The sequence below is a fragment of the Flavobacterium sp. WC2509 genome (assembly GCF_052683105.1).
In genome coordinates this window covers 2639989-2662747 of the sequence record NZ_JBQZFG010000001.1, presented here as the reverse complement: position 1 = coordinate 2662747, position 22759 = coordinate 2639989, and the positions used below count along the sequence as shown (strand labels likewise).

Below are 22759 nucleotides of genomic sequence, written 5' to 3'. Positions count from 1 at the left end.
AAAAAACATTCCTAATTCACTAACAGTTAACAACAAAAATTTTTTTAAAATAATTTTACGTATTAAATTTGATACAATATTAAATTATTTAATATGGACGATATTGGAAAAAGACCACAATTCCTTCGTGCCGGAAAAGATGATTTTTTCAAAAAACTGGCCAAAGAGGTTCATGAAACCGTACTGAAGGATCAAAGATTAAAATATAAAAACATTCTAAAAGCATTGGGTCTGCTTATTGTTTTTCTTATTTCTTACTCCTGTATTTTAGCATTTGGAAATAGTACTCCTCTATTATTTTCATTTTATATCGTTATGGGATTTTCAATGATTCTCATTTTTGTAAATTCTTTTCACGATGCCAGTCATGGAGCCCTTTTTGCAACCAAAAAACAAAATCGAATATTCTGCTACATTATAGATTTTTTTGGAACCAACAGCGAAATTTGGATTCAGCGCCATTTGTTATTACATCATCCCTATCCCAATATCCAAAACTGGGATTGCGACATCAAACAAAGCGACGTGGTACGCATTTTCCCTAATAGCCCTTTCTATAAATTTCACAGATACCAGCACATTTATATGTGGTTTTTATATCCATTTTACACCCTTATTTGGTTATACATTAGAGATTTTAAAGATTTTTTTGGAACGAAAGACAACTATTTAAAACGAGTTTACACTATTCCTACTATAGAATATATAAAACTTTTTATAGCAAAAGCATTCAACTTATTACAGATGCTAATTATCCCTTATTGCGTTTTAGAACAATCATTCGAAACTATTTTTACCGCTTGGATTGTAATGCACCTAACCTCAAGTTTACTGGGAGTTGTAGCACTGGTATCAACTCACGCCGATGAAACAGCTCATTTCCCATTACCTCCTTTGGATGGCAAAATGGAAGTTACATGGGCTGAACATCAACTGATGTCTACCAAAGATTTTAATGCCGGAAATCCAGTTCTTGATTTTCTTTATGGAGGATTTACACATCATGTTGCACACCATTTATTCCCTACAATTGGGCACACGTATTATCCGAAAATAACTCCAATAATTTCTAAATACGCCAAAGAAAATCAACTCACATACACTAGTAGACCCGCCTTAGAAGCCATAAAATCACATTATTTATTATTAAAAAACTCCAGTCAGGCAGAATCGATTTTCTATTCGTCGGAAATATAAACTCCAAAATAAATTAATGTTTTCATTTTAAAAATAATCCATAAAATAATGAATGAATTAAATCTCTTATTAATTATTTTAAAACATAATTTTCAATATCTTAGTATTTATAATTAGAAACCTCCTAATTATACAGTTTAACAACCAACTCAAAACAAGAAGCTTTGAAAAGAAATTTCCCCCTCCTCCTTTTATTCATTTTTTTAATAGTTACTCAAATCAATTTTGCCCAAAATAAAAAACCAAAAGTCGTATTAGTACTAAGTGGCGGTGGCGCAAAAGGAATTGCACACATTCCGCTTTTACAAAAACTCGATTCATTACACATTGTTCCCGATCTTATTGTTGGGAATAGTATGGGAAGTATTATTGGAGGTTTATATGCTATGGGCTATTCTGGAGACAGTATCGAAAAAATCACCAAAAACATCGATTGGAGCAAATTATTAGGTGGAGGTCAGTCACTAAAAACGGTAAGTGTTGAAGAAAAAAGAGAATTTCAAAGATATTTGGTCGGTATTGGGATTAAAGACGGAAAACCCAATAGCGTTAGTTCTATATTGAATGATCAGAACCTAAGGGAATACCTTTCGGAACTAACCTTTCCGGTTTACAATGTTAAAGATTTTGACAATCTTCCAATACCGTTTCGAGCTATGGCAACGGATTTGGTCGAAGGAAAAGAAGTAATTTTAAGCAAAGGTAGTTTAGCTTTTGCCATGAGATCGAGCATGTCTTTACCAGCCGTTTTTAACCCAATGACTTATGAAAAAACGGTCTTAGTCGATGGAGGAGTACTAAATAATTTTCCAACAGATATTGCCAAACAAATGGGTGCCGACATAATAATCGGGAGCGACGTAGGAGGCGGAATGGAGCCCATTGAAAAACTGAACAATTTTGCAACTGTATTAATGCAAACCAGTATGTTCCCAAGTAATATCAAAAATCCAGCAAACAGAGCACTCTGCGATATCTTGGTAGATCACCTACCAAACTTGCGTTTCTCTACTGCCGATTTTGCAGAAAGTGATGAAATCTATAAAGATGGTAAAATTGCAACAACCCAAAACCTACCTGCTTTAGTAGCTTTAGCAGAAAAATTAAAAGGATATCAACAACGAACTCATGGACTCCCAAAGATGTCCAATGAATTTATTATCGATACCATTGTTTATAAAAACATTAGCAAGGAAAACATTCCTTTGGTAATGGCTAGAGCAAACTTTAAAACAAAAACAAAATACACCACCAAAGATTTAATATCCGGCATTAATAGAGCCATGGGGACTAATCTTTTTAGCCAAATCACTTATAACTATTTTATAACAGATCAAGATAAACTAGGAATTGTATTAACTGGTTTTGAATATGCCAAAAACCAAGTCAATGCCTCTTTACATTATGATACTTATAGAGGTGTTGGACTAATTCTTAATTACACAGCCAGAAATATTCTAGCTGAATCCTCTAGACTAGTTATTACAGGCGATATTGCAGAACAACCAAAAGTGAGAATTGATTTTCAGAAAAATTTTGGAAAAAACAAAGATTGGTGGTGGGGATCTGAACTTTACGGGGCCTTTTTAAGGCAAGAAATTTTTATAGATGGCAAATCTGCAGACAATATGCTCTACAATGCTTTTGAATTCAATAATGAGATAAACAAAAATTTAAATTCATTAAAAAGCTACGTTGGGTTTGGTTTAAATTACCACTACACTAATTTAAAACCAAAATATGACACTGAATACAACCCAAATTTATTTAACATTAACAGCTATAATTTTAATGATTCAGAAATAAACCTACATTATTCCTATAATGACATGGATAAAGTTTTCTTTGCCACAAATGGAACAATTCTAAAGGCTAATATAAGCCGATCTTTATTTACAAATGCTAACATCTCATTTTCTGATTCTGACCCAACCTTAACAAGTTTTTCTAACTCAACAAACGGCTATACTAAATTTGGATTTACAGTCGAAAGAAGAGCAGTCTTAAAAAAGAAAATTACGGGAATGATCGGATTTGATTCTTATTTTATATTTCAAGACAAACTTAAAAATGATCAAGCCTCTTTTTCAGATTATGGTTATGCTGCAAAATATTTCTTAGGAGGAATTATACCAAGTTCCGGCAGTAGTCGCTTTTCATTTCCGGGACTAAATGAAGATGAGCTCAATGTTACACAATTTATGGGAATTAGGCTTGGCGTTCAAATAAATCCGACAGGAAAAATATACTTAACCCCTCATTTTAATGCTGCAACAGTTGGCTTTGGCAATTTTAACGAATATATTGACAACGCATTTAATTCAAAAGGAAATTGGGATAAAAATTTAGAAACTAGCCTTGTAATGTCAGGTGGCGCAGCTATTTCTTATCAATCAATTTTAGGTCCCATCCATTTTGATACTTCATGGATAAATAACATTGATAAACTAAGATTGTTTTTTAGCGTTGGATTTTCATTCAATCCTTAAAACTAACAAAAATTACCATTAGAAAATCTTTGAAATAATCATCCATTTGTGGATGCAAATAATACATCATACAATCCAATAATTATATAAATTATTTTCAAAATTATGATATAAGAATATCTAAACTCTTCACTAACTTCATAAGTATTTAAAATTTAGATAATTATGAAAACCATATTTCTTGTATTCATACTTGCATTGCCTTGTCTATGTATAGGACAAATCGCAACCCAAATAGATTCTCTTGGGGCACCAACCAAATCTCATGGCAACTATTCCAAAGTTATAGGATGGAAAGATGGTGAAACCCCAATTGCTCCCGCTGGATTTACTGTAACAAAATACGCAGATGGTTTTAAAAATCCACGCTGGATGTATGTAACACCAAATGGCGACATACTAGTTGCCCAAAGTAATTCCAATTACAGCTTACTCAAACAAATTGGAGCAACATTAAAAGGTGTCTGGAGATCCAATAATCTAAAACACAGCGCCGACATTATCACCCTGCTTCGAGACAGCAACAAAGACGGCGTCCCAGAATTAAGAGAAACCTTTCTTACCAAAAATAATGGTCTTAACCAACCTTTCGGAATGTTGGTAATCGGCAATTGGTTTTATGTCGCCGATACCAATGCTATTTTACGATACCCATACAAAGCTGGACAAACCAAAATAACAGATAAAGGAGAAAAAATTGTCGATCTGCCTGCAGGAAAACACAACAGGCACTGGTCTCGAAACATCATTGCCAATAGTGACAACTCCAAAATTTACATTGCTGTAGGCTCAGGATCCAATATAGCCGAAAATGGAATTGAAAACGAACTTGATAAAGCCAACATATTGGAAGTAAATCCGGACGGTTCTGATTTAAGGGTTTTTGCAGCCGGTCTTCGCAATCCGGTGGGAATGGATTGGGAACCAAAAACCAAAACACTTTGGACAGTAGTAAACGAACGTGACGGATTGGGAGACAATCTTGTTCCTGACTACTTGACCTCTGTTAAAGAAAATGCTTTTTACAGTTGGCCTTACGCCTATTTTGGTCAGCATGAAGATATAAGGGTCAAAGAAATAAAACCAGAATTAGTAAAAAAAACCATAGTTCCTGATTTTGCTTTAGGATCACATACAGCATCCCTTGGACTTGCTTTTTATACAGGAACCTCATTTCCTGAAAAATACAGAAATGGTGCTTTTATTGCTCAGCATGGCTCATGGAATCGAAAAAAGATAGCTGGTTATCAAATGATATTTGTTCCTTTTAAAAACGGAAAACCATCAGGCAAATCAGAAGAATTCCTTACCGGCTTCATTGTAGATCCTGATAAAGATATCGTTCACGGAAGACCCGTTGGTGTAATTGTAACTCCTGAGGGAGATTTATTAATGACAGACGACAAAACCAACACTATTTGGCGGGTAACTGCAACAAAATAAAAATATACAAACAAAAAACCCGCTTCTTTCGAAACGGGTTTTGCAATATCTAATCCTTATGATTATGCTTCGAATGGAAGTATAGAAACATAAGATTTATTATCTCTTTTCTTTTGGAAGTGAACAACTCCATCTACTCTTGCGTGTAGAGTGTGATCTTTACTGATGTAAACGTTTTCACCTGGATTGTGTTTTGAACCTCTTTGTCTTACGATGATGTTCCCTGCGATAGCAGCTTGTCCACCAAAAATCTTAACGCCTAAACGTTTTGATTCTGATTCTCTACCATTCTTGGAACTACCGACACCTTTCTTGTGAGCCATGACGTATTAGTTTATTTTGTTATTATTCTTGTGTATCTTCTTTTTTAGCTTTAGGAGCTTTTTTTACTTTAGGAGCTTCTGCTTCTTCAGTTGCTTCAACAGCTGCTTTTTTCGGAGCTGCTTTTTTAGCTGTTCCACCTGCAGTAATACCTTCAATTACAATTTGTGTAAGATATTGTCTGTGACCGTTTCTTTTCTTGTATCCTTTTCTTCTTTTCTTTTTGAAAACGATAACTTTATCACCTTTTAAGTGTTGTAACACTTTAGCTTCTACTGAAGCACCTTCTATAGCTGGGGCGCCTAATGTGATTGATCCGTTATCATCTACCAAATAAACTTTATCAAAAGATACTTTTGATCCTTCTTCATTTGACAAACGGTGAACGTAAACCTTTAGGTCTTTGCTAACTTTAAACTGTTGCCCTGCTATCTCTACGATTGCATACATACTGAATTGTTTTAATAATTTTTAAGGTTGCAAATATACAATTAAATATTTACCCTGCAATCCTTTGCTCAAAAAATATTTACAGTCTGTTTTCAATCATTTCATACTGTATTTTAAATAGTTATGAAATTAATTAAAATCATGGTTAATATATTGTTAATGCTCAATTTACTAATCACTCGCTAAATAAAAAAACTACTTTTGTCTTAACGAAATCAAAACAATTAGCAATAGAAAATAAGTTTATTAATCTTTGCAAAAAAAATAGCAAGAATGTTAGGTAACGCAATAACGTTAGGAGGAGTGGCTTCGGCTCAAAAAGTAGCTTTCGAAGAATATGATTTAGACAATGGACTGCATGTTATTTTACATCATGATGCTTCGGCTCCTGTTGTAATTACATCGGTTATGTATCATGTAGGTACCAAAGACGAAAATCCGGACCGCACTGGTTTTGCTCATTTTTTTGAACATTTATTATTTGAAGGCACCCAAAACATCAAAAGAGGTGAATGGTTTAAGATTGTCACTTCAAACGGAGGTACCAACAACGCCAACACCACAGATGACCGTACCTATTATTATGAAATATTCCCTTCTAACAATTTAGAATTAGGGCTATGGATGGAATCCGAAAGATTAATGCATCCGATAATCAACCAAATTGGGGTCGATACACAAAATGAAGTTGTTAAAGAAGAAAAAAGAACCAGCTACGACAATAGACCATATGGCAACATATTAGCAGCTGTAAAACAAAACATGTTCAAAAACCATCCATACCGATGGACAACCATTGGATCAATGGAACATATAGATGCGTCGACATTAGAAGAATTTCAAGCCTTCAATAAAAAATTCTACTTACCTAATAATGCCGTTTTAGTAGTTGCAGGTGATTTTGAAAAAAAACAAGCCAAAGAATGGATTGAGCAATATTTTGGACCAATTGCTAAAGGCGAAATAACTCCTAAAAAAACTTTTACAGAAGAGCCTATTACTCAAACCATCCATGCAACGTATGAAGATCCTAACATTGAAATCCCAATGTTAGTTACCAGCTACCGTACTCCTTCAATGAAGAGTAGAGACGCAAGAGTACTAGATTTAATTTCATCGTATTTAAGTGATGGAAAAAGCTCTAAACTCTATAAAAAAATAGTTGATGATAAAAAAACAGCATTACAAATTGGGGCTGTAGGTTTTAGCCAAGAAGATTATGGAATGTATATCATATATGGTTTACCAATGGGCAATTTTACAACTACTGACCTATTAAATGAAATCGACGAAGAAATTATAAAAATTCAGACTGAATTGATTTCTGAAAATGATTATCAAAAACTACAAAACAAATTTGACAATACCTTTGTAAATTCAAATTCGACAATAGAAGGAATTGCTAATAATTTAGCGACTTATCACTTATTATATAAAGACGTAAACCTAATTAATACTGAAATCGAACTGTATCATTCTATCACTCGCGAAGAGATAAGAGCCGTTGCCCAAAAATACTTAAATCCAAATCAACGTTTAGTTTTGAATTATTTACCTGCAAAAGCATCTCATTAAAGAAATTGATATCTTTAGAAAACAAGTAATAGTATCCATCCTTTTATTATAAACAGGAATTATGTCAGTACAAAATAGCGCACAACCCAAACCAGGAAAATCACCTATAATCAATATCAAAAAACCACAAACTTTCACCTTGACAAACGGCATGAAAGTATTGGTGGTAGAAAACCATAAATTACCGCGAGTTACATTTAACCTTACCTTAGACAATGCACTATTTGCTGAAGGCGACAAAAAAGGAGTAGATGAATTAACCAGCAATCTAATTGGAAATGGAAGCAAAAAAATATCCAAAACAACCTTCAATGAAGAAATAGACTTTTTGGGTGCCGACATCAATTTTAGTGCTCATGGCGCTACTGCAAATTCTCTTTCCAAATACAGTGGAAGAATTTTAGAATTATTAGCCGAAGGAGCATTACACCCTAATTTCACTCAAGAAGAATTTGACAAAGAAAAAGCCAAATTAATTGAAGGCATGAAAGCCGAAGAGAAAAGTGTAACTGCAATTGCAAATCGACTGGTTGATGCTTTGGCTTTTGGCAAAAACCATCCTTCTGGCGAATACATGACCAAAAAAACACTAAACAATATTACACTCGCCGATGTAGAAACCAATTACCACAATTATTTCGTTCCCGAAAATGCTTATTTGGTAATTGTAGGTGATGTAAAATTTACCAATGTTAAAGCAGCAGTAGAAAAACTATTTGGCACTTGGGAGAAAAGAAGCATTCCAAAAACAACATACGCCACACCAGTAAATCCTTCGAATCTACAAATTAATTTAGTAGATGTTCCAAATGCAGTTCAATCAGAAATCACCTTAGTCAACACGGTGAATTTAAAAATGAACGATCCTGACTTTTTTCCTGCGGTAATTGCAAACCAAATTCTGGGTGGCGATTTCAACAGTTATCTGAATATGAATTTACGTGAAAAAAATGCCTGGACGTATGGTGCACGATCTAATATTGGAGCTGGAAAACATACTACAAAATTCTACGCTAAATCAGCTGTAAGAAACGCAGTTACCCATAGTGCTGTAGTAGAATTTATTAAAGAAATAAAAAGAATCAGAACCGAAAAAGTAACTGACGAAGTTCTAAAAACCGTTAAAGCTGGTTATATTGGCAGATTTGTTATGCAAGTAGAAAAGCCGCAAGCCGTAGCGAGATACGCTTTGAACACAGAAACCGAAAAACTTCCTGCCGATTTTTACGAGAAATACATCCAGATCATTAATGCCGTTACTACAGATGATATATTACGTGTAGCCAACAAATATTTCTTAATAGACAATATCCGAATTGTAATCGCCGGAAAAGGATCTGAAATCGCACCTAATTTAGAAAAACTAGAAATCCCGATGTACTATTTTGATAAATATGGCAATCCTCTGGAAAAACCCGTTTAAAAAAAATATTAGTGATTAGTGGATAACAATATATAAGACAGCATTTTTAAAAAGATAAATAATGAAAGCAAACAATTTATTACAACAAATCAATTTTATCAAAGAAATAGACAAAGTCAAATATATTCAGCGCAAAACAAAGCTATTTAATAGTGACAGAAATGAAAATGACGCAGAACATAGTTGGCATTTAGCAATGATGACAATTGTTTTAGCAGAACATTCCGATGTTCCAGTTGATATTTTGAAAGTACTAAAAATGGTTCTGATACACGATATTGTTGAAATTGACGCAGGTGATACATTTCTTTACGACACTACGAAAAGCCATTCAAATACAGATGAAGAAAGAATAGCAGCAAATCGAATTTTTGGAATGTTACCGAAAGAACAAGCAGATGAATTTATTTCTATTTGGGAAGAATTTGAGGACGGACAAACCAATGAAGCAAAATTCGCTAAATCAATGGACAGATTTGAACCATTACTCCAAAACATTTCAAATAATGGCGGAACCTGGAAAGAATTTGGAGTGAGTTATGATAAAGTTTACGAAAAAAAGAAAGCAATAAAAGAAGGCTCAAGCTCCATTTGGAATTATGCCGAAAACTTATTAAACGAAGGCGTTAAAAAAGGTTTCCTGCAAAAATAAACCGTTTGCATAAACCTATTTTTTAGCCGATAAATATACCCCTATTAAAATCACAAAAGCACCAATACATTGAACAAATGTGAGCGTCTCATTATCCAAAACCCCCCAAAAGAACGCGACAATCGGAATCAAATACGTAACCGATGTAGCAAAAACAGGCGATGAAATTTGGATTAATTTAAAGAAAATAACATTTGCAATTCCAGTACCTACCACTCCTAAAATTAGAATAAACCAAAGCGAATGCTCTACTTTTTCGACATGAACAACCTCAAAAAAATCAGTAAAAAATAAAATACCCAGAGCAGGAAAAAGCAATATTAAAAAGTTCCCTGTTGTGATACTCAAAGGAGTTAGATCTGATAAATATTTTTTAATCAAATTCACGTTCGTAGCATAGCAAACAGAAGCAATCAAAACCAAAATTGCATAATAATAGTTCTGTTCCGGATGATTAACAGCTCCGTTAAAAACCAAAAGCAAACAACCCAAAAGCCCGATAATCACTCCCCAAATTTGACTTCTCTTAAAAGTAATTCCAAAAAAAGCGGCTCCCAATATCAGAGTATTCAATGGAGTCAGCGAATTTAAAATAGCCGTAATCGAACTGTCAATTTGAGTTTCGGCAATAGCAAAAAGATAAGCTGGGACAAAAGTTCCAAACAAGGAAGTCAACGCTATATATTTCCATTGATGGCGCGGTATTTTAAGCAAGCTCTTAAAACCTATTAAAAGCAAAAAAAGAGCAGCAAATATAATTCGCAAAGAACCCAATTGCAAAGCCGTCAATCCAATTAATCCCTTTTTTATCAATATAAATGAACTCCCCCAAATCAACGAAAGAATAAACAAATACACCCACTTCAACTGCTTTGACATCATAACCTCAATTTTGACGCAAAATTGTAACAAATTTGGCAACTAACACTCCTTTTTTAATTATTTTTGCGATAAAATCATTAAATCTTAAAATCTCATCATAATGAACTTCACAAAAACAATCGCAGTAATAGTGCTTTCAGGTGTATTTTTTGCAAGTTGTAAAGACAATAAAACTGAAGTAAAAGCAGAAACTGCTTCAACAGAAGCTACTACACCAAAAGTAAAAAAGGAAATTGCTACCGAAAATCTACAAACCGCAAGCTTCACTATAGAAGGAATGACTTGTGCAGTAGGTTGTGCCGCAACAATCCAGGAAGAATTAACCGCACTTGACGGAGTACAAACTGCAAAAGTTGATTTTGACAAAAAACTGGCAACCGTAACATTTGACAAAACAATACAAAATCCTGAAAATTTAACTAAAATAGTTCAAGCTACTGGTGACGGAAAGACATATAAAGTATCCAATATGAAGTCTTAAACCGACTGATTTACCAAAACAAAAAAAAGCATTCGTCATTGGCGAATGCTTTTTTTATGACGTAACACAAGTAAAAATCCGTTCTAATCTGTTCAATCCGTATAATCTATGTGCCATTTCGCGTGCTAAATACTGTTTTCAACAAGCATTTTAGATTATTTCCACTTCAAGGTTTCCATCAGGCGCTGCATATCGTTTTTAATATAACTGGCTGCTGGCATAATAGAATCGAAATTGGGTTTTGTATAAAAATAAACAGAACCTGTAACAAAATGTTTAATACTATCAGTGGCATAAAATTGAGAGTTTGTTGCCGCATTTCCATCCACTTGATAAAACATTCCGAATACTTTTTTATCTGGATTTATATAAGGCTGTTCTAATATATCATCAGCTTTGATAACATGTTCGTATGTCAATTTTTGAGCATCTCTAAGCAACTTATTAATATTACTACTCACCGGTTTATAAGTAAGATAGATAGTTGCTTTCATTTTTGGATACGTAATTGAATAACCGCACCCTTTATCTTCCTTTACAATCGCTTTAGAATTTACATCAAATTCAAAAGGGCAATTTCCTTTAAAACCAATATATTCCGCTTCGGGATAATCCAATCGTAAATAACTAGAAGGTTTTGGTAAAACATCCTTTTTACATCCAACCACAGTCAGAAAGAAAGTAAAGAACACTACTAGTATGATAATTTTTTTAAACATTTTGTATTTTATTCAATCGTTACTTTAATTTGTTTGATTCGTTTTTGATCTACTGATTCAATGACAAACGTACAGTTTTCAAAAACTATTTGTTGTCCTTTTTTAGGGTAATTTCCCAACAGCTCCAAAATAAATCCGGCCAAGGTTTCCGCCTCTCCTTTTTGTCCTTCAAATACAGCCTCATCAACATCGATAATTCTGAAGAAATCTTTTAGGTTTATTTTGCCTTCAAAAATATAGTTTTTATCATCAATTTTAGAAAAATAAACCAATGCATCATCAAATTCGTCACTAATATCGCCAACTATTTCTTCTATAACATCTTCAAGCGAAACCAATCCAGATGTACCTCCATATTCATCTACAACAACAGCCAAATGGCTTTTCATGTTTTGAAAATCTTTCAGCAAATCATCTAATTTTTTATTTTCAGGAACAAAAAAAGGTTCTCGCAATAACGTGGTCCAATCAAAAACTACATCATTAATATAAGGAAGTAAATCTTTAACAAACAAAACGCCTTCAATCTGATCTATATTGTCTCGATAAACTGGAATTCTCGAAAATCCATTTTTTATTATTTTCGGATAAATAGAAGCGAATGATTCTGTTATTTCTAAAGCAAAAACATCAATTCTTGGACTCATTACCTGTTTGGTATCTGTATTCCCAAAAGACACAATTCCTTCCAATAATTTTTGCTCATCACTAGAAGTTTCATCGGTAGATGTTAACTCTAATGCTTGTGAAAGTTGATCTATTGAGAAATTCGTTTTTTGTTTTGCCAATTTATTTTGCAAAAAAATGGTAACCTCCCGCATCGGAATACTTACAGGCGACAAGACTTTATCTAATCCAGAGATAGGATAGGCAATTAATTGGGCGAATTTTACATTATTTCGGCTAGCATATACTTTTGGCAAAACTTCCCCAAAAAGCAACAATAGAAAAGTTACTAAAATTACTTCGATTATGAATTTTAAAACAGGTGATTCTATGACTGCAAAAATATCTTTCCCTACAAAGGAAAACAAAATTACAACTCCAATATTAATAAAATTATTGGCCACGAGTAATGTCGCTAAAAGTTTTTTTGGTTTTTCTAAAAGATGGGAAATGATTTTTCCTTTCGAATTATTTTTTTGAATAGAATCCTCTAAATCTTTTTGTGATAGAGAGAATAATGCGACTTCGGCACCAGAAACTATTGCCGAAAAAAACAGCAAAATAACAATTCCGATAAAACCGAATATTAAAGTAAAGTCAACTTGAGATGCTATCTCTAAACTGGGCCCTGAGTCCAAATTGATATAAATTAGTTAAACAATTAAAACGGCAAGTCGTTGATAGGCAAACCGTTATTTCGAGGGTCAAAGTTAGTGTTTTTTGCGGATTCCGAAGAGCTTAACGGTTTATTACTTTCCGTATCTTTTTTGACATTCAAAAAAGTAAACTCAGTTACCTGTATTTCCATAGTATGTTTGGTCGTACCATCTTCGGCCTGCCATTGTCTTGATTTGATGCGCCCTTCTACATAAATCCTATCACCTTTAGAAAGGTATTTTTCGCAAATTTCAGCGGCTTTATTACGCACTACAAGAGTATGCCATTCGGTAGAAGTAATTTTCTCATTGGTCGTTTTATTGATGTAAACTTCATTAGTAGCCAATTGAAATCTCCCAATACAGTTTCCTCCGTCAAAATAATGCATTTTGACATCTTCCCCAAGATGACCTATAAGCATTACTTTATTTAATGATCCATTCATGATTGTGTGGTATTTCTACCAAAGATACGTATTTTTAAAAAACTAATATTATTTGATTTTGCAAATAATTACTAAATCCTGGCACTATATAATATAAGGAACGATTATTCATCAATTGCTACAATAGCAAAACCACAGCCTGCTTAAAAAATCATCTTTATAACTAGAATTATTTAGTATAAGATAGAATTCCTAGCCTACCGTTTGGGTGAGGGATAGAAGTAAGCTACCGAAGTAGCACGTATAGCCCGACGCTATAAAGCAATGGGGCCAAATACGCGTTCCTATAAATTGGCCCCGTTGTTTTATAGCGGCACCCCCAACTAATTTTACAATTTCTCTTCGATAAAATTATGAATCACTATCGGGAACGGGAATGTTTTGACAGCTTTGAGATCTAACCCTTTTCCGAGAGTTCCTTTTAAGGTGGCTTTCCAAAATTTAATATGCAAATGTTGGTGAGACAGTTTATGAATAATACTTTCAGAATTATATTCTAATAGACTTACGACTTTATTTTCATCAGGAAAGCAATCTTGAATTTGCTGAGCAATTGTGTCAAAATCTTCGACTTTCTCCGTTTCAATCAACGGAAACTCATATAAATTATGCCAGATTCCTTTGGCCGTACGTTTTTGAATGATAGTGTTTTCTTTTTCGTCTATACCTATTATATAATTAAAGTATCGATTTCGAACTTTGAGTTTCTTGGATTTTACAGGTAATTGATCTACAATCCCTTTTTGCAAGGCGGCGCAACTGTCATTGAACACACAAATACTGCAATTGGGATTTTTGGGAACACATTGTAGCGCACCAAATTCCATTATAGCTTGATTGAATTGCGCTGGATTGTCTTTTGGCATCAATTCAAAAGCCAAAGCAGCAAATTCCTTTTTGGCAGAAGCTTGAGCTATATCGGTTTTTATATCAAAATAACGAGATAATACTCGAAAGACGTTTCCATCGACCACAGGAACACATTCATTATAGGAAAAAGAAGCAATGGCGGCGGCGGTATATTCTCCAATTCCTTTTAGTTTTAATAAGTCAATATAATTATCAGGAAAAGCTCCTCCCATTTCGTGAGCAACTATTTGAGCGGTTTTATGCAAATTTCGAGCACGAGAATAATACCCTAATCCTTGCCAAAGTTTTAAAACTTGCTCTTCGTGTGCATTTGCTAAATCAAAAACGGTTGGAAAAGCTGTCGTAAAAGACAAAAAATAAGGCATTCCTTGCGCTACTCTTGTCTGTTGCAACATGATTTCTGACAGCCAAATTGGATACGGATTAGTTGTTTTTCGCCATGGCAAGTCTCTTTTATTTTGTAAGTACCAATCAATTAGCGTATTATAGAATTTCATCATAAAAATTTAGAAAGCAAAAGTAAATGTTTATGTAATTAAATTTTAACGATTTAGGTTGATTTATTGTTTTTTTAATTCTTATATTTGCACACTCAAAAAAATTATTACAACATAATAAAAAGGAAAGAAAATGACGAAAGCAGATATCGTAGCGAAGATTTCAGAAAAATTAGGACTTGAAAAAGGTGACGTTCAAGCAACTGTAGAGACTTTTATGAACGAAGTAAAAAACTCACTAGAAACTGGTGACAATGTTTACTTAAGAGGTTTCGGAAGTTTTATCGTTAAAACAAGAGCTGAAAAAACTGGAAGAAATATTTCCAAAAATACCACTATCAAAATACCAGCACACAACATTCCTGCTTTCAAACCTGCAAAAGTATTTGTTGAAGGAGTAAAAGTGAACAACGAAGCAAAATAACACTATTAATTAATCATAAAATCTATTAGATATGCCAAGTGGTAAAAAAAGAAAGAGACATAAGGTAGCGACGCACAAACGTAAAAAAAGAGCGAGAGCTAACCGTCACAAAAAGAAAAAGTAGTTTTAAACTACTTTTTTCTTTTTTAAACGTTCATTGAAATTGAAATTTAGTATTCAGTGGTCAGTTTTTAGTCATCAGTTTACTGCCAACTTAAAACTGCTTACTGCCAGCTAATTTTCCCCGGGTACAAAACCTGTTTAATTATTGTTTAATCCATCCTTGCTGAAAAGTTGATGGCTGGCAGTTGATAGTTGATGGATTTTCCAACAACCAACAACCAACAACCGACAACCCATAAGTACGGATAAAAATTTACAAATGAACAAAGAATTAATTATTCGTTCTAGTTCTGATTTTGTAGATTTTGCCTTATTAAAAGATGGAAAACTAATTGAATTACACAAGGAAGAAGAGAAAAGCAACTTTCAAGTAGGCGATATTTTTATTGCCAAAATAAGAAAACCCGTTGCTGGACTTAACGCTGCTTTTGTAAATGTTGGCTTCGAAAAAGATGCCTTTTTACATTATCACGATTTAGGACCTAACTTAGCTTCCCAACTGAAATTCATAAAACTTGTAAGCGCAGGTAAAATAAAAGATTTCTCCCTAAAAAACTTTCAGTTTGAAAAAGAAATAGACAAGAACGGCACAATTACAGACGTAATTAGCGCCAATCAATCTGTTTTGGTACAAGTTGTCAAAGAACCAATATCGACCAAAGGCCCAAGATTAAGCGCTGAGCTTTCTCTAGCTGGAAGATTTATTGTTTTGGTTCCGTTTTCTGATAGAGTTTCTATTTCACAAAAAATAGAAGACAAAAAAGAAAAGGAACGTTTGAAACGTCTTGTACAATCAGTCAAACCAAAAGGATTTGGTGTTATTGTTCGCACAGTAGCCGAAGGCAAAAGCACAGTAGAATTAGAAAAAGATTTGCAGAACCTGCTAAGCAGATGGAATGCAATGTGTAAAAAATTACCAACTGCTCATCATCCATCCAAAATATTAGGAGAGCTTAATAGAGCTTCTTCGATATTAAGAGATGTATTTAATGATACCTTTAGTGGTATTCAGATTGATGATGAAGAGTTGTACCAACAAACAAAGGATTATGTGCAAGAGATTGCACCATCCAAACAATCAATTGTTAAGTTCTATCAGTCTAAAGAGACACCTATTTTTGAGAAATACAATATAGAGAGACAAATCAAGACTTCCTTTGGAAAAACAGTTTCCATGAGTAAAGGAGCTTACCTTATTATCGAACACACTGAAGCTCTACACGTTATAGACGTAAACAGCGGAAACCGTTCTAATAAAGCTACCAATCAGGAAGATACTGCCATGGAAGTTAATATGATTGCAGCAGCTGAAATCGCTAGACAATTACGTCTTCGAGACATGGGCGGCATCATAGTAATTGATTTTATCGATATGTCTAATCCTGAAAATCGTAAAGTCTTGTTCGACTTCTTGAGAGAAGAAATGAGCGACGATAAAGCGAAACACAAAATCTTACCACCGAGTAAATTTGGGCTAGTCCAGATTACCAGACAAAGAGTAAGACCAGAAGTTAACATCAAAACAAGAGAAGAAGATCCAAACAATGAAAATGGTGAAATTGAAGCACCAATATTAATCATTGACAAGATAGCTTCCGATCTTGAAAGAGTTTTAAAAACCCACAATAAAGTTGTTCTTAATGTACATCCGTTTGTGGCTGCATACCTCAGTAAAGGTTTTCCATCATTGCGTTCAAAATGGTTTTTTGAACACAAAAAATGGGTGAAAATCATACCACGTGACGCTTACACGTATTTAGAATATCATTTCTACGATAAAAAAGGAAATGTTATTTCAGAATAAAAACAAAAACCGCCTTTCGTGAGATTGGCGGTTTTTTTGTGTCTTGTTTTTTTTAGGAGCTTAATCCAGCTATCCGTTACAATCTTATATGCCTAACCCCGGCATATAAGGATTTTCACTACTATCTGGGCTAGGGCATTCGTTTTCAAAACAGCATAAAAGTTATTAGCATAAAAAATCGCCTTTCTCATTAGATAAAAAAGACGATTCTATATATTAAAATAAAGCTTTTAATTAAATCTCAACCGTTTGAAGTTTTAATGTTCCTTTCTTGCGCTGCACCAACAACACAGTAAACAAAACACCCATTAACGACATTCCTATTCCAATCAAATTAGGCGATGCATAACTAAATCCCGCAATCAAAGGCAATCCTCCTAAGAAAGCTCCCAAAGCATTTCCAATATTAAATGATGCTTGTATAGCTGCCGAAGCGATCATTTCAGCACCAACTGCAATCTGAATCATCAACATTTGGATTGATGCAATAAAAGTAAACGAAATACATCCCGTTGAAAACACTAAAAACAAACTAACATAAGGGTTATAAGAAAAGAAAAACACCATTGTCAAATCTAAAGCCATTACAAAAAACAAAGTGATAAGCGTTTTCTCAGGCGGAAAAGAATCAGCTAATTTACCTCCAATAATATTTCCAACAACCATCCCTGCACCAGCCAATATCAAAATATAAGGCACACTGGCAGCATCAAAACCAGAAATATCAGTCAATAAAGGAGCAATATAACTAATCCAACAGAACAACCCTCCTACCCCAATAGCTGTTATCAGAATCACTAACCAAGCTTCAATTTTCTTAAACAATTTCATTTGCTTTTTCATTGACACTCTATCATTGGAAGGCAGATTTGGCATCCAAAAATAAAGAGAAATAAACGTAAGTATTCCAAAAAATCCAATTAGAATAAAAGTATAACGCCAGGAAAGATGATGCCCAATATAAGTTCCAATAGGCACTCCAATAAGATTAGCAATTGTTAATCCAGCAAACATAATAGATATTGCTTGAGCCTCTTTTCCTTTATCAGCAAGACGGCTGGCTACTACAGCTCCAACACCAAAAAAAGCGCCATGAGGTAATCCAGATAACAATCTAGTTAAAAAAAAGAATTCAAAATTCGGTACAACTATAGATAAAGAATTAAAGAAAGCAAGCATAGCTGCCAAAACCATAAGCGTTTTCTTTGGCGGATAATTTCGAGCCATGATAACCAACAAAGGCGCCCCAATAACCACTCCTAGCGCATAAGCCGAAATTAAATATCCTGCAATTGGAATACTAACTTTTAAATCCGAAGCGACGTCAGGTAAAATTCCCATCATCACAAACTCTGTAATTCCTATCGTTAAACCACCCAGAGAGAGTGATATCAAACTTTTTTTCATATTTCCCTAAAATAAATTAATAATCAACCTCCATTTACTTTGCAAATTTATTCATAATAACAGCGAAAAAATTGTAATTTTGCGATATAAACTTGCAACTATAGGCTATGAAAAAATTAAATCAATTTGACACTTTAGTGATTGATGAATTTGAGGAAGATAAATACCACCTACCTACACATAGTCACACCTATTACGAAATCATTTACATTATCAAAGGGAGTGGAATTCATCAATTAAATAACAACTTACTTCCGTATCAATCAGGAAATCTATTTGTGCTTTCACCAGATGATGTACATTATTTTGACATAAAAAAAACGACTCGTTTTTTCTTTATAAAATTCACCGACACCTATTTTAATTCAAATAGGAAATTGTCTTGTGATGAGTTTCTGCTCAATACTCCAGAGAACATCATGCGTGATAAATCACTCAAAGAAAATGTGTTAAAACTAGATGAAACTTGTGCGAATATTTTAAAAAATACCATTAATAATATAAGAGCTTACAATTGCAAAGCCAACATTTCGACTTCACCAATCGCATTCTACCAAATCTTATCCATTTTTGGGTTGATAAAAGAAAGTCTACAACAACAGAATATAAAAATCACAGGTTCGGGAATAGACAACGACCAAATAATCTCTTATATCCATCAAAATATCTACAAACCAAAACTGGTTCAGATTAAATCTATTGCAGAACATTTTAATATTTCTCAAAGTTATTTTGGAACTTATTTCAAGCGAAATTTTTCGATCAGCTACAGAGATTATATTAGCAAATTGAAAGTCCAATTAATCGAAAAAAGAATTTTAAACAAGCAATTATCGATGAAGCAAATTGCTTATGAATTTGGTTTTACTGATGAAAGCCATCTTTCTAATTATTTCAAAAAACAACGAAATATAAAACCTAGTGCGATAAAGAAATTATAATAAGACCTTATTTTCTTCTCGAAACAAAAAACCGTTTCATTAAATCGGCAGCTTCGTTAGCCATAACTCCTGAAACTACTGTCGTCTTTGGATGTAATTTGGTTCCCATTGTTATAAAGCCACGTTGATCATCACGAGCACCAAAAACAATTTTGGAAATTTGACTCCAGTACAAAGCCCCTGCACACATTTGACAAGGTTCAAGCGTAACGTAAAGAGTACAATCTTTCAGGTATTTCCCGCCAAGAAAATTGGCAGCAGCAGTTATAGATTGCATTTCGGCGTGAGCGGTTACATCATTGAGCAACTCGGTTAAATTATGACTACGGGCAATGACGGTATTATTAACCACAATAACGGCTCCGACGGGAATTTCGCCTTTATCAAAAGCCATTTCAGCTTCTTGCAAAGCTTTTTTCATAAAGTACTCGTCCGTAAAAATGTTTTCCATAAAACAAAAATACACTTTTGAACTAATTTTAATTACTTTTAAAATCAGAAACACATTCTATGGAAAGAAAATATAAAATCACGATTCCTGAACCCTGCCACGAAGACTGGAACAAAATGACACCAAAAGACAATGGCAAATTTTGTGGAAACTGTTCCAAAAATGTAGTCGATTTTACTAATATGTTCCCTGATGAAATTCAAAGTTATTTTCAACAGCACAACAACATTTGCGGAAGATTTAAAAATTCTCAATTAGATTCGTTGACAATTCAAATCCCAAATCGAGTGTTGTATTCGCAAAGGCACTATCATAAGATGTTTTTATTGGCTTTGTTCATAGCTATGGGTACAACTTTATTTAGTTGTTCTGATAAAAACGGAAACAAGCAAAAAATTGATAAAATTGAAGTTGTTGAAGATACCTCAGAAATAAAAAATATTACTGTTGGCGCACCATTACCTCCAAAACAGAATTCTAAAAACACTCTTCTTTCACCGCCTCCTTCATCAAAAGCAAATCAGGTAAAATTTGTAAAACCAAAAACTATAAGTAGCGGGGAAACAATAAAGCAAAATAATATTGTTTATGAAGACAATACAACATTTGGCATAATAGGAATTAGTGCGTATCCAGAATATGCAGGAGGGGAAATTCTTTTTCAAAAATATATCAAAAAAAATTTTAAGTTTACTAAAGAGTCAAAACTCCTAAATGACATATTAATTGCCACTTTTATAATTGAAAAAGACGGTAAATTAGATTCAATAAACGTTTCAAAAGATCTAGGATATGGCACAAAAGAAGAACTTGTTAGAGTATTAAGCAATACTAAAAAATGGTATCCTGGAGAAGTAAACGGAAAGAAAAGGAATTGTAAATTTCAATTATCACTTACAATAAAACCAGACACTATTAAAAAATCATTCTTTAGTACCAAAATCACTTCCAAGATTGACACTATCAAGCTTGAACGAATTACCAAATTCGAAAATGATTAATTTTAACTTTAAAACCGTAAATTTGCTTTTTATCATATAATGAAAAGCAATTTACTCGAACAAATTCATTCCCCAATTGATTTACGCTTACTTGATGAAGCTCAACTTCCTCAATTGGCTCATGAATTACGTGATTTTATTATCAATATTGTTGCGACCAAAGAAGGACATCTTGGTGCCAGCCTTGGCGTTGTAGAACTTACGATTGCTTTGCATTATGTTTTTAACACCCCCGAAGATTTATTAGTTTGGGATGTGGGTCATCAAGCTTACGGACATAAAATTTTAACCGAAAGAAGAACCATTTTTCATACCAATCGTCAATTAAACGGTATTTCAGGTTTCCCAAAAAGAAGCGAAAGCGTTTATGATACTTTTGGCGTAGGACACTCCTCTACTTCCATTTCGGCCGCATTGGGAATGGCAATTGCCTCCAATTTAAAAGGAAATTTTGAAAAACAGCATATAGCAGTTATTGGTGATGCTTCAATAGCCTCAGGAATGGCTTTTGAAGGATTAAATCACGCTGGTGTTACAGATGCTAACTTATTAGTTATTCTCAATGATAACGCCATTGGAATTGATCCGAGCGTTGGTGCTTTAAAAAACTATTTCACTGCCGTAAAAGAGGGAAAAAACCCAAGGCAAAACAACATGATTCGCTCTCTTAATTTCAATTATTCGGGTCCAATCGATGGCAATGATCTTTTTGCGGTGATAAAAGAATTGAAGCGTTTGCAAAAAATAAAAGGCCCAAAATTTTTACATCTAATTACAACAAAAGGTAAAGGGTTACAACAAGCCGAAGAAAATCAGGTAAAATACCATGCTCCAGGTAAATTTGATGCTTCGACAGGTGAAATTATTCCAAAACAAGAAGAACATTTACCTCCAAAATACCAAGATGTTTTTGGCTTAACCATTTTAGATTTAGCCAAAAAGAACGAAAAAATTGTTGGAATCACTCCAGCAATGCCTTCGGGAAGTTCTTTAAAATTCATGATGGACGCTTTCCCAAAACGTGCTTTTGATGTAGGAATTGCGGAGCAACACGCCGTAACATTATCCGCGGGTATGGCTACTCAAGGAATGATAGTCTATTGCAATATTTACTCTACTTTTTTACAAAGAGCCTATGATCAGGTTATCCACGACGTAGCTTTACAAAATTTACCTGTGATATTTTGTTTAGACAGAGCTGGTTTGGTCGGAGAAGACGGAGCAACACATCAGGGTGTTTTCGATTTGGCTTACTTGCGCTGTGTTCCAAACATGATAATTTATGCTCCTTTGAATGAAGTCGACTTACAAAATATTTTATATACTGCTCAGTCAGGATTAAATCATCCAATTGCTATTCGCTATCCACGAGGCCGAGGTGTAACTAAAAACTGGGAAACAAACTATTTCAGCAAATATGAAACTATTCCAATTGGAAAAGCAAAACTCATCAAAAATGGATCAAAAGTAGCAATTTTATCTACTGGAACTATTGGCAACAATGTTAGTTTGGCACTTGCCAAAATAGAACAGCCAGAAAATTTTGCCCATTATGACTTTGCCTTCATAAAACCATTGGATGAAACAGAATTACATACCATTTTTAAGCAATTTGAAACCATAATTACAATTGAAGATGGTTGCATAAAAGGAGGTTTTGGAAGTGGTATATTAGAATTTGCGGCCACCCATAATTATACTTCAAAAATTCAGCTTTTAGGAATTCCTGATGCATTTATTGAACAAGGATCTATCAATGAACTGCAACAATATTCGGGAATTTCCGTTGATAGTTTAGAAATAACTTTTTCAAGTTGTTGAAATTAACTATTTTGCACCCT

At 33.8% G+C, this 22759-nt stretch carries 21 protein-coding genes; 12 read left to right on the top strand and 9 right to left on the bottom strand.

The features are described 5' to 3' along the window. Positions 1-93 precede the first annotated feature (93 nt). From ACUN3A_RS11115 to ACUN3A_RS11105, 3 genes are all read left to right on the top strand, one after another. A complete protein-coding gene (locus ACUN3A_RS11115) occupies positions 94-1197 on the top strand; it encodes a fatty acid desaturase family protein (protein WP_445551359.1) in 1104 nt (367 codons plus the stop codon). 164 nt (positions 1198-1361) lie between these two features. Continuing rightward, complete coding sequence (locus ACUN3A_RS11110; protein ID WP_445551358.1) at positions 1362-3686, top strand: patatin-like phospholipase family protein; 2325 nt, start codon at positions 1362-1364, stop codon at positions 3684-3686. A 165-nt stretch (positions 3687-3851) separates the two neighbouring features. Then, a complete protein-coding gene (locus ACUN3A_RS11105; protein ID WP_445551357.1) occupies positions 3852-5129 on the top strand; it encodes a PQQ-dependent sugar dehydrogenase in 1278 nt (425 codons plus the stop codon). A gap of 62 nt (positions 5130-5191) precedes the next feature. Here the strand turns inward: ACUN3A_RS11105 and rpmA are convergent, their stop codons facing one another. Next, positions 5192-5452: a 50S ribosomal protein L27 gene (gene rpmA / locus ACUN3A_RS11100; RefSeq protein WP_100432219.1), complete on the bottom strand. Its 261-nt coding sequence runs from the start codon at positions 5450-5452 to the stop codon at positions 5192-5194. A gap of 22 nt (positions 5453-5474) precedes the next feature. After that, a complete protein-coding gene (gene rplU / locus ACUN3A_RS11095) occupies positions 5475-5900 on the bottom strand; it encodes a 50S ribosomal protein L21 (RefSeq protein ID WP_445551356.1) in 426 nt (141 codons plus the stop codon). A gap of 273 nt (positions 5901-6173) precedes the next feature. Between rplU and ACUN3A_RS11090 the strand changes: the two genes are divergently transcribed. The 3 genes from ACUN3A_RS11090 (at position 6174) to ACUN3A_RS11080 (ending at position 9550) form a co-directional block, all read left to right on the top strand. Next, complete coding sequence (locus ACUN3A_RS11090) at positions 6174-7475, top strand: M16 family metallopeptidase (RefSeq protein ID WP_445551355.1); 1302 nt, start codon at positions 6174-6176, stop codon at positions 7473-7475. Positions 7476-7536: 61 nt separating this feature from the next. Continuing rightward, complete coding sequence (locus ACUN3A_RS11085) at positions 7537-8898, top strand: M16 family metallopeptidase (protein ID WP_445551354.1); 1362 nt, start codon at positions 7537-7539, stop codon at positions 8896-8898. Between the two features lie 61 nt (positions 8899-8959). Beyond that, on the top strand, positions 8960-9550 hold the full coding sequence (locus tag ACUN3A_RS11080; protein ID WP_445551353.1) for an HD domain-containing protein: 591 nt from the start codon (positions 8960-8962) through the stop codon (positions 9548-9550). A gap of 15 nt (positions 9551-9565) precedes the next feature. Here ACUN3A_RS11080 and ACUN3A_RS11075 read toward each other — a convergent pair whose 3' ends face one another. Further along, complete coding sequence (locus tag ACUN3A_RS11075) at positions 9566-10432, bottom strand: DMT family transporter (protein ID WP_445551352.1); 867 nt, start codon at positions 10430-10432, stop codon at positions 9566-9568. A gap of 100 nt (positions 10433-10532) precedes the next feature. Between ACUN3A_RS11075 and ACUN3A_RS11070 the strand changes: the two genes are divergently transcribed. Further along, entirely contained in the window at positions 10533-10913 is a 381-nt protein-coding gene (locus ACUN3A_RS11070; protein ID WP_445551351.1) for a heavy-metal-associated domain-containing protein, read from the top strand. A 155-nt stretch (positions 10914-11068) separates the two neighbouring features. On the opposite strand, the gene gldD is transcribed toward ACUN3A_RS11070, so the two are convergent. From gldD to mutY, 4 genes are all read right to left on the bottom strand, one after another. Beyond that, entirely contained in the window at positions 11069-11632 is a 564-nt protein-coding gene (gldD, locus tag ACUN3A_RS11065; RefSeq protein WP_445551350.1) for a gliding motility lipoprotein GldD, read from the bottom strand. Between the two features lie 8 nt (positions 11633-11640). Next, positions 11641-12936, bottom strand: a complete 1296-nt coding sequence (locus tag ACUN3A_RS11060) for a gliding motility-associated protein GldE (RefSeq protein ID WP_445551349.1) — start codon at positions 12934-12936, stop codon at positions 11641-11643. Between the two features lie 23 nt (positions 12937-12959). Then, positions 12960-13400, bottom strand: coding sequence for a single-stranded DNA-binding protein (locus tag ACUN3A_RS11055; protein ID WP_445551348.1), 441 nt, complete (start codon positions 13398-13400; stop codon positions 12960-12962). 329 nt (positions 13401-13729) lie between these two features. Further along, a complete protein-coding gene (mutY, locus tag ACUN3A_RS11050; RefSeq protein ID WP_445552833.1) occupies positions 13730-14767 on the bottom strand; it encodes an A/G-specific adenine glycosylase in 1038 nt (345 codons plus the stop codon). Between the two features lie 133 nt (positions 14768-14900). Between mutY and ACUN3A_RS11045 the strand changes: the two genes are divergently transcribed. Both ACUN3A_RS11045 and ACUN3A_RS11040 read left to right on the top strand, forming a co-directional pair. Beyond that, the gene (locus ACUN3A_RS11045; protein WP_035634379.1) at positions 14901-15191 is read left to right on the top strand and encodes an HU family DNA-binding protein; all 291 of its coding nucleotides are present in this window, start codon (positions 14901-14903) and stop codon (positions 15189-15191) included. A 382-nt stretch (positions 15192-15573) separates the two neighbouring features. Beyond that, entirely contained in the window at positions 15574-17118 is a 1545-nt protein-coding gene (locus ACUN3A_RS11040) for an Rne/Rng family ribonuclease (protein WP_445551347.1), read from the top strand. A gap of 234 nt (positions 17119-17352) precedes the next feature. On the opposite strand, the gene ACUN3A_RS11035 is transcribed toward ACUN3A_RS11040, so the two are convergent. Further along, on the bottom strand, positions 17353-18525 hold the full coding sequence (locus tag ACUN3A_RS11035; protein WP_445551346.1) for an MFS transporter: 1173 nt from the start codon (positions 18523-18525) through the stop codon (positions 17353-17355). Positions 18526-18632: 107 nt separating this feature from the next. On the opposite strand from ACUN3A_RS11035, the gene ACUN3A_RS11030 reads away from it, so the two are divergent. After that, positions 18633-19466, top strand: a complete 834-nt coding sequence (locus tag ACUN3A_RS11030; RefSeq protein ID WP_445551345.1) for an AraC family transcriptional regulator — start codon at positions 18633-18635, stop codon at positions 19464-19466. Positions 19467-19473: 7 nt separating this feature from the next. Here the strand turns inward: ACUN3A_RS11030 and ACUN3A_RS11025 are convergent, their stop codons facing one another. Continuing rightward, entirely contained in the window at positions 19474-19917 is a 444-nt protein-coding gene (locus ACUN3A_RS11025; protein WP_445551344.1) for a nucleoside deaminase, read from the bottom strand. 59 nt (positions 19918-19976) lie between these two features. On the opposite strand from ACUN3A_RS11025, the gene ACUN3A_RS11020 reads away from it, so the two are divergent. After that, on the top strand, positions 19977-20918 hold the full coding sequence (locus ACUN3A_RS11020; protein WP_445551343.1) for a hypothetical protein: 942 nt from the start codon (positions 19977-19979) through the stop codon (positions 20916-20918). A gap of 39 nt (positions 20919-20957) precedes the next feature. Beyond that, positions 20958-22739 (top strand): 1-deoxy-D-xylulose-5-phosphate synthase, encoded by a 1782-nt coding sequence (locus ACUN3A_RS11015; RefSeq protein WP_445551342.1) that lies wholly within the window; start codon positions 20958-20960, stop codon positions 22737-22739. Positions 22740-22759 lie beyond the last annotated feature (20 nt).

What these genes read in the sequence shown, in the direction of transcription:
- ACUN3A_RS11115 (WP_445551359.1), top strand. Translation starts at nt 94, where the DNA reads ATGGACGATATTGGAAAAAGACCACAATTCCTTCGTGCCGGAAAAGAT.
- mutY (WP_445552833.1), bottom strand. Translation starts at nt 14,767, where the DNA reads ATGAAATTCTATAATACGCTAATTGATTGGTACTTACAAAATAAAAGA.
- ACUN3A_RS11055 (WP_445551348.1), bottom strand. Translation starts at nt 13,400, where the DNA reads ATGAATGGATCATTAAATAAAGTAATGCTTATAGGTCATCTTGGGGAA.
- ACUN3A_RS11045 (WP_035634379.1), top strand. Translation starts at nt 14,901, where the DNA reads ATGACGAAAGCAGATATCGTAGCGAAGATTTCAGAAAAATTAGGACTT.
- ACUN3A_RS11030 (WP_445551345.1), top strand. Translation starts at nt 18,633, where the DNA reads ATGAAAAAATTAAATCAATTTGACACTTTAGTGATTGATGAATTTGAG.
- ACUN3A_RS11085 (WP_445551354.1), top strand. Translation starts at nt 7,537, where the DNA reads ATGTCAGTACAAAATAGCGCACAACCCAAACCAGGAAAATCACCTATA.
- gldD (WP_445551350.1), bottom strand. Translation starts at nt 11,632, where the DNA reads ATGTTTAAAAAAATTATCATACTAGTAGTGTTCTTTACTTTCTTTCTG.
- ACUN3A_RS11090 (WP_445551355.1), top strand. Translation starts at nt 6,174, where the DNA reads ATGTTAGGTAACGCAATAACGTTAGGAGGAGTGGCTTCGGCTCAAAAA.
- ACUN3A_RS11025 (WP_445551344.1), bottom strand. Translation starts at nt 19,917, where the DNA reads ATGGAAAACATTTTTACGGACGAGTACTTTATGAAAAAAGCTTTGCAA.
- ACUN3A_RS11020 (WP_445551343.1), top strand. Translation starts at nt 19,977, where the DNA reads ATGGAAAGAAAATATAAAATCACGATTCCTGAACCCTGCCACGAAGAC.
- ACUN3A_RS11080 (WP_445551353.1), top strand. Translation starts at nt 8,960, where the DNA reads ATGAAAGCAAACAATTTATTACAACAAATCAATTTTATCAAAGAAATA.
- ACUN3A_RS11105 (WP_445551357.1), top strand. Translation starts at nt 3,852, where the DNA reads ATGAAAACCATATTTCTTGTATTCATACTTGCATTGCCTTGTCTATGT.
- rplU (WP_445551356.1), bottom strand. Translation starts at nt 5,900, where the DNA reads ATGTATGCAATCGTAGAGATAGCAGGGCAACAGTTTAAAGTTAGCAAA.
- ACUN3A_RS11040 (WP_445551347.1), top strand. Translation starts at nt 15,574, where the DNA reads ATGAACAAAGAATTAATTATTCGTTCTAGTTCTGATTTTGTAGATTTT.
- ACUN3A_RS11035 (WP_445551346.1), bottom strand. Translation starts at nt 18,525, where the DNA reads ATGAAAAAAAGTTTGATATCACTCTCTCTGGGTGGTTTAACGATAGGA.
- rpmA (WP_100432219.1), bottom strand. Translation starts at nt 5,452, where the DNA reads ATGGCTCACAAGAAAGGTGTCGGTAGTTCCAAGAATGGTAGAGAATCA.
- ACUN3A_RS11075 (WP_445551352.1), bottom strand. Translation starts at nt 10,432, where the DNA reads ATGATGTCAAAGCAGTTGAAGTGGGTGTATTTGTTTATTCTTTCGTTG.
- ACUN3A_RS11015 (WP_445551342.1), top strand. Translation starts at nt 20,958, where the DNA reads ATGAAAAGCAATTTACTCGAACAAATTCATTCCCCAATTGATTTACGC.
- ACUN3A_RS11070 (WP_445551351.1), top strand. Translation starts at nt 10,533, where the DNA reads ATGAACTTCACAAAAACAATCGCAGTAATAGTGCTTTCAGGTGTATTT.